Source organism: Bradyrhizobium sp. 41S5 (assembly GCF_011516665.3).
In the GTDB taxonomy this organism is placed as follows: Bacteria; Pseudomonadota; Alphaproteobacteria; order Rhizobiales; family Xanthobacteraceae; genus Bradyrhizobium; species Bradyrhizobium quebecense.
Window position 1 is genome coordinate 917,283 of the sequence record NZ_CP083721.1, and the last position, 12,204, is coordinate 929,486.

Sequence of the window (12,204 nt, forward strand, 5' to 3'; positions counted from 1 at the left end):
CAAGGCAGGGCCTCAGCCTGGTGGCGCTGGGCGTTTCGCAGCGGTTGGATCTTTTGCGATGCCGCCTGCGTGCGGCCCGCCTGTCCTTCTTTAACGGCGTCACGCGCGATCGCGTCGATCTCATCGGACGCGAGAATCGCGCTGGGACCTTTCGACATGATCGGCTTCTCCGTGTCGACGCTTCGGTTGAGAGGGAATGGGTGACCGTCTCAACGAGCGAGACTACATCAATTTCATGCCCTTGAAGCTCGCATGCCCGTTCTTGCCGACGATGATGTGATCATGCACGGCGATCCCGAGCGGTTTTGCGATCTCGACGATTGCTTTCGTCATCTGGATATCGGCCTGCGACGGGGTCGGGTCGCCGGAGGGATGGTTGTGCACCAGGATCAGCGCGGTTGCCGACAATTCCAGCGCGCGCTTGATCACCTCGCGGGGGTAGACCGGGGTGTGATCGACGGTGCCGGTCTGCTGCACCTCGTCGGCGATCAGCTGGTTGCGCTTGTCGAGGAACAGCAGGCGGAACTGCTCCTTGTCGGCGAACGCCATGCTGGTGCGGCAATAGTCGATGACGTCGTTCCAGGACGACAGCGCGATGCTGCGCTTGATCTCGCCCTTGGCGATCCGGCCCGCTGCCGCGGCGAGCAGCTTGAGTTGATGGATCGAGGCATCCTTGACACCGTCGACCTCGCGCAGCCGCGCCACCGGCGCATGCACGACCTCGGCGAAGGAGCCGAACTTCTTCAACAGCGCCTTGGCCAAGGGCTTGGTGTCGCGGCGCGGGATCGCGGCGAACAGCGCCATCTCCAAGAGCTCATAGTCGGTCAGCGCGTCCGGCCCGGCGGCGTAGAAGCGCTCGCGCAGCCGTTCGCGATGGCCGTGATAATGCGGCGTCTCACTGGTGTCGTCGTTGCTGGCGTCGGGTTTGGCGGGCATCGGCCACAACCATGCCGTGCCTGCCGCGTTTTGCAAGGGGCGATGCAATGTCCCGGTTTGCCACCGTGCGGCGGGCGAATTACCGTTACCTGCAACGTTCAGGATCGAAGAGGGGGAGGGCGGCGTGACATCATTCAAGGTGATCCGCTCGCGCGCCGAGAAGCGCAAGGGCGGGCCGAAGGCGCTCGAGAAACTGCTGCGGCCGCCGGCGGGCGCCAAGGCGCTGGCAAAGCTCGGCGACGACCGCGTGCTGGCCGAGATGACCAGGCGCGTGTTCTGCGCGGGCTTCGCCTGGAGCGTGATCGACGCCAAATGGCCTGGCTTCGAGGACGCCTTTCTCGGCTTCCAGCCCGCCAAGCTCGCATTCAAGCCCGACGAATATTGGGAGAAGCTGACTGGTGACACCAGGATCGTGCGCAACGGCGCCAAGATCATGTCGGTGCGCGACAATGGCCGCTTCGTGCAGGAGATCGCGCGCGAGCACGGCAGCTTCGGCAAATTCCTCGCAGCGTGGCCGTCATCGGACGAGATCGGGCTGCTGGATCTGCTGACCAAGCGCGGCAGCCGGCTCGGCGGCAACACCGGGCAGATGCTGCTGCGCTTCCTCGGCTGGGACGGCTTCGTCACCTCGCGCGATGTCGTCGCCTGTCTGCGCGATGCGGGCCTCGATATTGCCGAGGAAGTCAAGTCGAAGCGCGATCTCGCCAAGGTGCAGGCGCAGTTCAACGCCTGGGCGGAGGAGACCGGGCTGTCCTATCTGCATCTGTCGCGGATCTGCGCGATGTCGATCGGAGAAAACCATCCGCCCGAGGAGATTGAGAGGCGTACGCGGAGCGATTATTGATCAGGATGCTGCCGGTTTCTGGGTTGCAATAGATTTGGTGGCTTCGATCCCTGGTTCGAAGTCCAAATATTCAGGCGGACGGTGGGCTAATCGAGCACGTTTGATTCCTGCCTTAACGAACTCTTCGATATGTGCCGGGACGAGGTGGAGGCGTCCCAGATCTCGGCTCAGGGTTTGTTGCAGGCGCCGTCGCGTCAGTTCGTCGTTCACCCCGAACCGATCGAGATAGAGGTCGAGAATGCGCTGCTTGTCGGCTTCACTTGGATAACCCATCCGGATATGCGCATCGAACCGTCCCGCACGCTTGGCCAGAGCTTCGTCGATGGCTTCCGGATGGTTTGTCGTGGCGATCGTGACGATGTCGTCGTAAGCGGAGCCTCCCGACAGCACCTGAAGCAGTTCGCCAGTGAGATCGTCCTTGCTTGTCGCTGCGTAGGAGTAGGGATTTTGTCGGCTCTTGGTCATCAAGTCGAGGTCTTCGAGGATCACGACAGCCGGCGCCAATGTTTGAGCGAGGTGGTATACCGCCCGAATGTGTTCGACCGCCTCCACGATGAGCACGGTGGCTTCACCGGCGATATCGTTGACAAAGCACTCGATCGCCGTGGATTTACCGTCACCGGGCGGTCCGGACAGCAGAAGTCCACGCTTGATGGTCAGGCCTTCGGCCTTCAGCATCTCGCGATTGCGGATCGACGCAGCGATGAAATCGAGTTCGGCGCGAACGTGTTCGTGCGGAACGACATCGTTCCAGGAGCGGTCGGACATTTTCGAACGGACAGTCCGCAGGTCACGGTTGATCAGCACAACCCGGTCCTTGAAGGGATTGGACTCCAGCAGCAACTGGCGAACGGTCGCGACGACAGCACTCTCGTCTTCCTCGCGATAGACCAATCCGACGCTGTCGAGCGGGGCTTGACCGAGCCTGCGCTCGCCCATCTGGACCACCAGCATGAACTGCGCGCCGGTTTCGGGAACCGTACCTCGAAACACGGTCCGTGGCCGGATCACCTGCAACTCGCCGTCGATGGTGAGTGTCACCTTGTTTGCCCGCCAAGCGGGGATGACGGCGCTCCGCTCTGCGGAGCCAAGGCCCGGAAGTTCGCTGAGCCACATCCATCCTGGCAAATCCGACAGTTTTCGCGTCAGAATCGCAATCGTCGCGTCGTTTGTCGACAAAGAGAGCGTGTTGGCATCGCTACTGCCGCAGAAAATGCGAAACAGCGTCGAGTAACCGATCTGCGGCGTGGCCGCGCGCTTGATCTGCTTATGCTGGGCAACAATGTAGCCCAGCGCGGCGGACATCGTGGCGAAGCCCTTGATCGTGTCTTCCGGGATATCGGCGAGCAGCTGATCCTTTAGCGTCAGCGAGGCCGCCGCCGATTCGGCAAACAGTCGCCTGATTAGTGGGCTGGTGGCGACGGCTGCGCCTTCCGAGACTTCATAAACGCCGTGAACGAATTCACCGTCGGCATCGGTGCCGTAAACCGTCGCAGTGACATTCAGCGTCGAGGCCAGGATTTCCGCGGTCTTGCGTGCTTCTGTCGTGCCCTTGGCGGATCGCTCCTCCACGACCGGCTTGCCAGCGATCTCGGAGTTACATCTGACGACGTATTTCTGTCCGACCGACGACCGCTTTTGCTCAACCTTGAACCACATGCCCCGACCAGCCCCCGACGCGCCAGCCATACCCGGCACACGCAGTTTTTGTATCAGGCAACCGCTGCGTGTTCTAGGTCGTGTGGACACTTACCGCATCCAAAGGACGATGGCTGCGAGAGTGACGACGGCGCGATAATTTCGGGCGGTCTTTTCGAAGCGGGTTGCGACGCGGCGGAACTGCTTGAGCTTTGAGAAGCAGCATTCGACGAGGTGACGCTGGGCATAGAGGTGCTTGTCCAGCGGGTATTTGAGTGCGCGTGACGGGTTGTTGGGGATGACGGCGAGCGCGCCCTTGGCGGCGATGGCTTGGCGCAAATGATCGGCGTCATAGGCCGTATCGGCCATGACGACCTCGGCAGGTAGTCCCTCGATCAATGCGGCAGCTTGCGGTGCATCGCCCTGCTGGCCTGCGGTCAGCGCGAACCGTACGGGACATCCCAAGCCACGAACGGCCATATGTATCTTGGTGCTCAGCCCCCCGCGCGAGCGGCCGATCGCCTGATCTTCAGACCCCCTTTTTTGGCGCCGGCGGCGTGCTGATGCGCCCGGACGATGGTGGAATCGACGATCAGATATTCGAAGTCCGGATCATCGGACATCGCCTCGAAGATCCGCCACCAGACGCCCTTGATGCTCCATCGACTGAAGCGCCGGAACACGCTGTTCCAATCCCCGAACGCCTCCGGGAGATCACGCCAGGGAGAGCCCGTGCGAACAATCCAAAGTACACCTTCCACGAACATCCGATTGTCGCGCCCAGTGGAGCCCTTCTGGTCGGGGCGACCTATGATCAGCGGCGCCATCCGCTCCCAAGCCGCGTCGCTCAATACCAAACGGTCCATCACACCCAAGACTGCCTCCCCAAAAGCAGTCTTGAATCTGATTTGCGCCTAAAAGGGAATCCTTAGAGTCCACACCACCTAGCTCGGGTGGTTTGCTCGGGGCCTCAATGAGGGCGTTAAACCTGAACCCAGGGCTTCTCGCCATGGCGCTCGGACAGCGTGAAGATCTCGACGCCGTCGGCGGTGACGCCGACCGAGTGCTCGAACTGCGCCGACAGCGAACGGTCGCGGGTCACCGCGGTCCAGCCGTCGGACAGGATCTTCACATGCGGCTTGCCGAGATTGATCATCGGCTCGATGGTGAAGAACATGCCGGGCTTCAGCGGAGCGCCTTCGCCGGGGCGGCCGATATGGATGATGTTCGGCTCGTCGTGGAACAGGCGGCCGAGGCCGTGGCCGCAGAAGTCGCGCACCACGCTCATGCCCTGCGGTTCGACGAAGCTCTGGATGGCATGGCCGATATCGCCGGTGGTGGCGCCGGGCTTGACGGCGGCAATGCCGCGCATCATCGCCTCATAGGTCACCTCGATCAGCCGCTCGGCCTTCCGCGCGATGGCGCCGATCGCATACATGCGGCTGGAATCGCCGTACCAGCCGTCGACGATGAAGGTGACATCGACATTGACGATGTCGCCTTCCTTCAGCGGGCGGTCGCCCGGCATGCCGTGGCAGACCACGTGATTGATCGAGGTGCAGGTCGAATAGCGATAGCCGCGATACATCAGCGTCGCCGGATAGGCGCCGTGGTCGAAGGCGAACTTGCGGACGAAGTCGTCGATCACGGAGGTCGGGACGCCGGGCTTGACGATGTCGGTGAGTGCGTCGAGGCATTTCGACACCAGGGCGCCGGCCTTGCGCATGCCGGCAAAGCCGCTCGGTCCGTGCAGCTTGATCTGGCCGGTCTTGCGAAGCGAGGTGTCGGTGGCGTCGATATAGCTCATGGTCGGGATGTTTCTGCGGGCAAGGGGCTGATTTCAGGCCCTAATTTAATGATCGCCGCGCCCGGCGCAAGCCAAGGTTGGGCATGGGGACAATGCTCAAACGGCTTGATTTTCCGGGCCAAATCCGGAACAGCCGCGGCCGCTTGTCCGAAAAGGCCGTCCTGAAGCGCTAGCTGGAGACCTCGACCGCGCTCTCGACCGGCAGCGCGCCGCCGCGGATCCGGAGTTCCCGCACCGGGTAGGGCACCTTGATGCCCTGCTGCTTGAAGGCGTCCCACAGCGACAGCATGACGTCGCTCTTCACACCGTCCATTCCGTCGGGATCGGCGATCCAGAAGGTCAGCGAGAACTTCATGCCGAGCTCGGCGAATTCGGTCAGGATGCAGTTCGGCGGCTTGCCCTTGAGCGCGCGGGCGTGGGCCGTAGCGGTATTGATCGCGAGCTTGCAGACCAGCCTCGGATCGGCGTCGTAATTGGCGGCGAAAGCGATCTTCACCAGCGTGTTCTTGTCGGTGTAGGTCCAGTTGGTGACCTTCTGCGTCACCAGGTCCTCGTTCGGGATCAGGAACTCGCGGCCGTCGCCGGCGGCGACCGAGATGTAGCGGGTCTTCATCGCGCTGATGCGGCCCTGGCTGTCGCCGATGGTGACGAGGTCGCCCGGCTTCACCGATTTGTCGACCAGCAGGATGATGCCCGAGATGAAGTTGGCGACGATCTTCTGCAGGCCGAAACCGATGCCGACGCCGACGGCGCCGGACAGCACCGCAAGCGCCGACAGGTTGATCCCGACGGCGCTCAAGGCGATAGCGACCGCGATCACCATCAGGCCGATGCGAATGATCTTGACCAGCAGCACCTGGATCGACGGGGTCAGGTCGGTCGAGCGGGTGATCTGGCCGTCGATGAAATTGCTGGCGATATTGCTCAGCCACAGCGCCAGGATCAGCACCGCGCCGGCCTTGATCAGCAGCAGCGGCGTCAGCCGCAGACCGCCCACGACGACGGCGAACGAATCCAGCGTATCGGCCGCCCAGTCGAGCTGGCCGACGATGCTGAGGGCGGCGACCACCCAGGCCGCGATCGAGACCAGTTTGACGATGAAGGCGTTGTCGATCACCGAGGTCACGAGGCGGATCACGAGCCAGGCCAGCGCCAGCTTGGCGGAGACCGCGATCAAATAGCTGCGGCTCGGCCAGGTCGCGTGCCACATCACGATGCGCGAGATCACCATCAGGATCGCGAACACGGCGGTGGAGGCGCTCGATACCATCACGCGGGCAAAGTGCCGGAGCGGCAACGGCCAGCGGCTCGCCAGCGACGACATGTTGACCCGCGCATGAATGGCGGTATCGGCGGCGTAAGCGAGGCCCGCGGCGGCGAGGATGATGCCGAACTGCAGGTAGAACCAGGGCGAGGCGATCTCGGCGCCGACCGAGTGCGCCGCCATTTGGATCGATTCCAGGACGTCCTTCCAGCTCATGTCCATCGGCAAAATCTCAACTTGAAGCGCGGGTCAGGCAAATGTGATTCGAAGGTACGGCGAGAATCCCACAAAGGCGCGCACGCGACCATCGATACACCACAGTGTGGAGGCGACCTAGAGCTCACGAGACCGGGCACATTGCCGCTTAGGACAGAAATCGGTTGGCGTCCCAGTGTGGCGACGATAAGGATGCAATTGCAAGTATTTGAGACCTCCAAAGGCGCATGGCATCCCTCGACTCCGTCAGTATAGCGATCCTGCTCGGTGCGGTGCTGGTGATGGCCGGCATCCTGTCCAGCCTGCTGGCGCTGCGGTTCGGCGCCCCCTTGCTGCTGGTGTTCTTGCTGGTCGGCATGCTGGCGGGCGACTCCGGCCCCGGGCGGCTGCAGTTCGACGACGTCCGCACCACCTATCTGGTCGGCTCGGTGGCGCTCGCGCTGATCCTGTTCGACGGCGGACTGAAGACGCGGTTTGCCAGCATCCGCACGGTGCTTGCGCCCTCGATGATGCTGGCGACCGCCGGCGTGCTGCTGACCGCGCTGATCACGGCGCCGGTCGCCCGCTATGTGCTCGACCTCAACTGGACCGAGTCATTGCTGGTCGGTGCCGTCGTGGCCTCGACCGACGCCGCGGCGGTGTTCCTCCTGGTGCACACCCAGGGCCTGCGCCTGCGCCCGCGCGTCGGCGCGACGCTGGAGGCGGAATCCGGCACCAACGACCCGTTCGCGATCTTCCTCACTTTGATGCTGGTCGAGTTCATCTCGGTCGGCCAGAGCTCGGCTTCGCACATCGCGATGGAGTTCATCCAGGAAGCCGTGCTCGGCGCCATCATCGGGGTGATCGGCGGCCGGCTGGTGGTGATCGCGCTGAATCGTGTCGCGCTGCCGCAGGGCCTGCATGCGCCGTTCGTCACGACCGCGGCGCTGGTGATCTTCGGCGGCTCCCAGATCGTGCATGCCTCGGGATTCCTCGCGGTCTATCTCGCCGGTATCATCATCGGCAACCGGCCGACCCGCGCGCATAATTCGGTGGTGACGTTCCTCGACGCCGCGACCTGGCTGGCCCAGATCGTGATGTTCGTGCTGCTCGGCCTCTTGGTGTCGCCGCATCGCCTGCTCTCCAGCGCCGGCGGCGCGGTGCTGGTGGCATTCGCGCTGATGCTGGTGGCGCGGCCGCTGGCGGTGCTGATCTGTCTCGCGCCGTTCAAGTTCAACTGGCGGGAGAAGGTCTTCATCGCCTGGACCGGGTTACGCGGCGCGGTCGCGATCTTCCTGGCCTCGATCCCGATGCTGGTCGGCCTCTCGAAGGCCTATCTCTATTTCGACGTCGCCTTCGTCGTCGTCATCATCTCGCTGCTGCTGCAGGGCTGGACGCTGGCGCCGGCGGCACGGCGGCTGCACGTCGCGCTGCCGCGCGCCGAACGCGGCCCGCGCCGCGTCGAACTGGATCTGCCCGGGCAGCTCGAGCAGCAGCTGGTCGGCTATCCAGTGCGGCCGAAGAGCCTGTATTTCCGCCGCGGCCTGATCCCGTCCTGGTCGAAGCCGACGCTGGTGATCCGCGACGAGCGGATCCTGACGCCTGTCGAGGCCGATCCGGTCGCGCCCGGCGACTACATCTACCTGCTGGCGCCGCCGGAGCGCGCCGAGGCACTCGATCGCTTCTTCGTCGACATGGCGCCGTCGAGCGCGCCCGATCCGCATCTGCTCGGCGACTTCATGGTGTCCGGCGAGCATACGCTCGGTGAGCTCGCCGAGATCTACGGCGTCAAGGTCGACGAGCACCAGGCCAGGCTGACACTGGCGGATTATTTCGACATCAATCTCGACCGCGCGCCGAAGGAAGGTGCCGAGCTCGCGCTCGACGAGATCGTGCTGGTGGCGCGCAGCATCAGCGGCGGCCGCGTCAATGTCGTCGGTCTGCGCCTGCCGGAGGAAGAGGAGGAGGTCGCACCACAGACGCGGATGCAGACCGTCCGGCGCAAGCTCGCCGATATCTGGGCATCGGTCGCCGGCGTCTGAGCCGCGCCGGTCACTGCTTGCGCAGGAAGCTCGAATCCGGTGCGAACTTCTCGATCATGTCGGACAGGACGTCGTCCGCCGGCGAGCCCGGCGGGGCCTTGGACGCAGCGTCCGGCTTCGGCTCGTCCTTGAACTTCTGGCCGGAAATCTCGGCCAGCGCCGCGAGCAGTGTCTCGTCGAGATTGTCGGCCGGTGTTTTTGCCGGCAGCGTGTTGGCGGGCGGTGGCGCAACGGGCTTCGGCGGGGCGACGGCGCGGATCTCGGGCTCGCGCTGCGGCGGCGTTGGTTCCGGCTCCGGCTTGAACGTGTCCGCCCGTCTGGCGGCGGTCTCGCTGACCGCGGCGATCAACGATGCTTCGAGGTCGGCGGGCGTCTCGGTCGGGACCGGGGGCGGCTCGGCGGGCTTCGCGTCCCGGCGTGCACGACCGAACAGCGGTTCCCGCTGGCTCGCCGGCGACGGCCGGCTGTCGGTGGCGTTGCCCGGCTCCTTACCGAGCTCCCTGGCAGGCTTGAAGAGACCGGCGCGTTCGGCCGCGATCCTGGCGGAAGCCTGCTCGACCGTGGCGAGCAGGGACGCTTCCAGCGCATCGGCGGAATTGCTCGGCGAAGCCGCTGGCTTGGCGGCAGGGGCGGCCACCTGCTCTGGCTCCGGCCGGGGCGGCAGCGGCGGTGGCCGCGATCCTTCGACCGGCGTGGGTGGCGGCGCCGGCTGGCCGTCGCGGGCGTGCGCGATGATGCCGTCGACGATCGCGCCCAGGCGGCTCTTGTCGGGGGCGGCGAGATAGCTGGCCGCGAGCTCATCGACATATTGCGGGCCGTAATCGGCCAGCACCTTGGCAAGCTGGGCGAGATCGGGATCGCTCTCGACCAGCCGGCGCCAGGCCTGCCGGTCATAGGGCGCGTCGCCGTTCTTGTCGGGCCAGGCCACCCGGCGCGGCTGGCGCTGCGGCCCGGTGTCCCGACCGGTGTCCCGACCGGTGTCTTGGCCAGTGCCTTGGCTGACCGGCTCGAGGGTCGGCGGCTGCAGCCCGGCACTGAGGCGCGGCGGAGTAAATCCGCCGGCCCCGGCCGGCACGGCGTCATCGCCGGGGCGTCGGCGGCGCTCGGCGACCTGCAGCGAGATCAGGCCGATGCCCATCAGCAGGAAGCCGAGCGCGGCCCACGAAATCGTGGCGCACAGCAGCCCGCCGATCACCAGCAATACCCAGCCAGTCAGTCGCAAAGTGCACCTTTCCCCATGCCCGATCGGATGTCCCGATCCGAGCCTAGCAGACAAGATGGGCTATCTTATGCCGACTTTCGGAAAAACGGCCAGCTACGCGCCGCCCGTCAACACCTTAACACCGCCGAACGCGGTGACCTGGCCGCGGCGCAGCATCACGATCTGGGTGGCGAGCTGGCGAAGCTCGGCGGCGTCGTGGCTGACATAGACCATCGGGACGCCGGCCTCGTCGCGCAGCCGCACCAGGTAGGGCAGGATCTCGAGCTTGCGGCTCTCGTCGAGCGCGCCCAGCGGCTCATCCAGCAGCAATAGCCTCGGCTTGGACAGCAGCGCCCGGCCGAGCGCGACGCGCTGCCGCTCGCCGCCGGAGAGCTTTCCGGGGCGCCGGTCGAGCAGGGCGCCGATGTCGAGCAGGTCGACGACGCGCTTGTGTAGCGCAGGATCCTCGGTGAGGCCGTTCATGCGGCGGCCGTAATCGAGGTTCTGCCTGATATCGAGATGCGGAAACAGCCGCGCGTCCTGGAACACGTAGCCGATGCGGCGGCGCCAGGTCGGGACGTGAATGCCGGCTGCGGTGTCGTCGACCGTCTCGCCGTCGATCACGATGGTGCCGCGATCAGGACGAACCAGCCCGGCGATCATGTTGATCAGCGACGTCTTGCCGGCGCCGGACGCGCCGAACAGGCCTGTGACGCGGCCCTCGCTGCTGAACGACGCCGCGAGCGAGAACTCTCCGAGCTGCTTGGTGATGTCGACGCGCAGCATCGCTATTGTCCGTGCAGGCGCGCGGTGGCGCGGCGTGCGAACACTTCGGCTGCGACCAACGCACCGACCGCGAGCACCACCGAGATGATCACGAGCCGCGCTGCGGCCGTGTCGCCGTCGGGCGTCTGGATCAGCGAATAGATCGCCGATGAAATGGTCTGGGTCTCGCCGGGGATGTTGGAGACGAAGGTGATGGTCGCGCCGAACTCGCCGATCGCCTTGGCGAAGCCGAGCACCATGCCGGCCAGCACGCCCGGCAGCGCGAGCGGCAGCGTCACCGTTGCGAACACCCGCCAGGGCGCGGCGCCGAGCGTCTCGGCGGCCTGCTCGAGGCGGCGGTCGACCGCCTCGATCGAAAGCCGGATCGGGCGCACCAGGAGCGGAAACGACATCACGCCGCAAGCGAGCGCAGCGCCGGTCCAGCGGAACGCGAATACGATGCCGAGATGATCGGCGAGCCAGCCGCCGACCAGTCCGCGCTTGCCGAAGGTCAGCAGCAGCAGATAGCCGGTGACGACGGGCGGCAGCACCAGCGGCAGATGCACGGCGGCATCGAGCAGCGACTTGCCCCAGAAATCGCGCCGCGCCAGCAGCCAGGCGACCGCTATGCCGAACGGGGTCGCCACCAGCGTTGCGATCACGGCGACCCGCAGCGACAGCAGGATCGCCGTCCATTCGGTCGGCGAGATCTCCAGCACGTGCTTACGTCGTCGGGCTGATCAGGAACTTGAAGCCGTACCTCTCGAGGATCGTCTTCGCCGCGGAAGAACGCAGGAAGGCGAGATAGTCAGCGGTCTCGGGCTTGGCGGTCGTGGTCGCCGCAACCGGATAGATGATCGCGGGATGGGTGTCGGCCGGGAAGGTGCCGACGATCTTGACGCTCGGCTCGACCTTGGCGTCGGTCGAATAGACGATGCCGAGCACGGCTTCGCCGCGCGCCACCAGCGTCAGTGCCGCGCGCACGCTCTCGGCCATCGCGAATTTCGGCTCTGCGGCCTGCCAGGCGCCGAGCTTTTCGAGCGCGGCCTTGGCGTACTTGCCGACCGGCACCGCCTTGACGTCGCCGGTTGCGATCTTGCCGTCGCCGGCGAGCTTGGCGAGATCGAAGCCCGGGCCGATGCTGACATTGCCGATCATGGAATCCTTCGGCGCGATCAGCACGATCGAGTTGCCGAGCAGGTTGACCCGCGTCGGCTCATTGATGGTCTTCTGCTTGATCGCATAGTCCATCCAGTCGGTGTCGGCGGAGACGAACACGTCGGCCGGCGCGCCCTGCTCGATCTGTCTTGCCAATGCCGAGCTCGCGGCATAGCTGGCGCTGATCTTGACGCCGGTCTTGGCGGTGTAGGCCGCATCGATCTCGTCGAGCGCGTTCTTCATCGAGGCGGCGGCAAAGACGGTGAGCGTCTTGTCTTCGGCGCTCGCGGGCGAATGGATCGCGCCGAGCAGGATGACGAAGGCAGTGAAAAGTCCGGCAAGTCGTGACATGGA

11 protein-coding genes are annotated in these 12,204 nt (G+C 65.2%); 2 read left to right on the forward strand and 9 right to left on the reverse strand.

The window, feature by feature from the left end; all coding sequences use genetic code 11:
• Nucleotides 1–222 precede the first annotated feature (222 nt).
• Nucleotides 223–936, reverse strand: coding sequence for a RadC family protein (radC, locus tag HAP47_RS04390; protein WP_173639284.1), 714 nt, complete (start codon nt 934–936; stop codon nt 223–225).
• A 124-nt stretch (nt 937–1,060) separates the two neighbouring features.
• Between radC and HAP47_RS04395 the strand changes: the two genes are divergently transcribed.
• A complete protein-coding gene (locus tag HAP47_RS04395) occupies nt 1,061–1,780 on the forward strand; it encodes a DNA-3-methyladenine glycosylase I (protein WP_173639283.1) in 720 nt (239 codons plus the stop codon).
• Here the strand turns inward: HAP47_RS04395 and HAP47_RS04400 are convergent, their stop codons facing one another.
• The 4 genes from HAP47_RS04400 to HAP47_RS04415 form a co-directional block, all read right to left on the reverse strand.
• Nucleotides 1,781–3,439 carry an ATP-binding protein gene (locus HAP47_RS04400; RefSeq protein WP_173639282.1) on the reverse strand — a complete coding sequence of 553 codons (1,659 nt, stop codon included), beginning with the start codon at nt 3,437–3,439 and terminating at the stop codon, nt 1,781–1,783.
• A 90-nt stretch (nt 3,440–3,529) separates the two neighbouring features.
• Nucleotides 3,530–4,293 (reverse strand): IS5 family transposase gene (locus HAP47_RS04405; RefSeq protein WP_173637509.1). Its coding sequence is split into 2 segments (ribosomal slippage): nt 3,530–3,955 and nt 3,958–4,293, totalling 762 coding nucleotides; the frame shifts between segments, so codons are not numbered across the junction.
• 107 nt (nt 4,294–4,400) lie between these two features.
• A complete protein-coding gene (gene map / locus HAP47_RS04410; protein WP_092122802.1) occupies nt 4,401–5,225 on the reverse strand; it encodes a type I methionyl aminopeptidase in 825 nt (274 codons plus the stop codon).
• A gap of 169 nt (nt 5,226–5,394) precedes the next feature.
• The gene (locus tag HAP47_RS04415; RefSeq protein WP_173639281.1) at nt 5,395–6,711 is read right to left on the reverse strand and encodes a mechanosensitive ion channel family protein; all 1,317 of its coding nucleotides are present in this window, start codon (nt 6,709–6,711) and stop codon (nt 5,395–5,397) included.
• A 221-nt stretch (nt 6,712–6,932) separates the two neighbouring features.
• On the opposite strand from HAP47_RS04415, the gene HAP47_RS04420 reads away from it, so the two are divergent.
• Entirely contained in the window at nt 6,933–8,726 is a 1,794-nt protein-coding gene (locus HAP47_RS04420; RefSeq protein ID WP_173639280.1) for a potassium/proton antiporter, read from the forward strand.
• 10 nt (nt 8,727–8,736) lie between these two features.
• Here HAP47_RS04420 and HAP47_RS04425 read toward each other — a convergent pair whose 3' ends face one another.
• From HAP47_RS04425 to modA, 4 genes are all read right to left on the reverse strand, one after another.
• The gene (locus HAP47_RS04425) at nt 8,737–9,948 is read right to left on the reverse strand and encodes a hypothetical protein (RefSeq protein WP_173639279.1); all 1,212 of its coding nucleotides are present in this window, start codon (nt 9,946–9,948) and stop codon (nt 8,737–8,739) included.
• Nucleotides 9,949–10,041: 93 nt separating this feature from the next.
• A complete protein-coding gene (gene modC / locus HAP47_RS04430; RefSeq protein ID WP_173639278.1) occupies nt 10,042–10,713 on the reverse strand; it encodes a molybdenum ABC transporter ATP-binding protein in 672 nt (223 codons plus the stop codon).
• Between the two features lie 2 nt (nt 10,714–10,715).
• Nucleotides 10,716–11,411 (reverse strand): molybdate ABC transporter permease subunit, encoded by a 696-nt coding sequence (gene modB, locus HAP47_RS04435; RefSeq protein ID WP_173639277.1) that lies wholly within the window; start codon nt 11,409–11,411, stop codon nt 10,716–10,718.
• A gap of 4 nt (nt 11,412–11,415) precedes the next feature.
• Nucleotides 11,416–12,201, reverse strand: coding sequence for a molybdate ABC transporter substrate-binding protein (gene modA, locus HAP47_RS04440; RefSeq protein WP_173639276.1), 786 nt, complete (start codon nt 12,199–12,201; stop codon nt 11,416–11,418).
• Between the last annotated feature and the right edge of the window lie 3 nt (nt 12,202–12,204).

Excerpts from the sequence above, each read along its gene's own strand:
- radC (WP_173639284.1), bottom strand. The coding sequence starts at position 936 with ATGCCCGCCAAACCCGACGCCAGCAACGACGACACCAGTGAGACGCCG.
- HAP47_RS04400 (WP_173639282.1), bottom strand. The coding sequence starts at position 3,439 with ATGTGGTTCAAGGTTGAGCAAAAGCGGTCGTCGGTCGGACAGAAATAC.
- map (WP_092122802.1), bottom strand. The coding sequence starts at position 5,225 with ATGAGCTATATCGACGCCACCGACACCTCGCTTCGCAAGACCGGCCAG.
- HAP47_RS04415 (WP_173639281.1), bottom strand. The coding sequence starts at position 6,711 with ATGGACATGAGCTGGAAGGACGTCCTGGAATCGATCCAAATGGCGGCG.
- HAP47_RS04420 (WP_173639280.1), top strand. The coding sequence starts at position 6,933 with ATGGCATCCCTCGACTCCGTCAGTATAGCGATCCTGCTCGGTGCGGTG.
- modC (WP_173639278.1), bottom strand. The coding sequence starts at position 10,713 with ATGCTGCGCGTCGACATCACCAAGCAGCTCGGAGAGTTCTCGCTCGCG.
- modA (WP_173639276.1), bottom strand. The coding sequence starts at position 12,201 with ATGTCACGACTTGCCGGACTTTTCACTGCCTTCGTCATCCTGCTCGGC.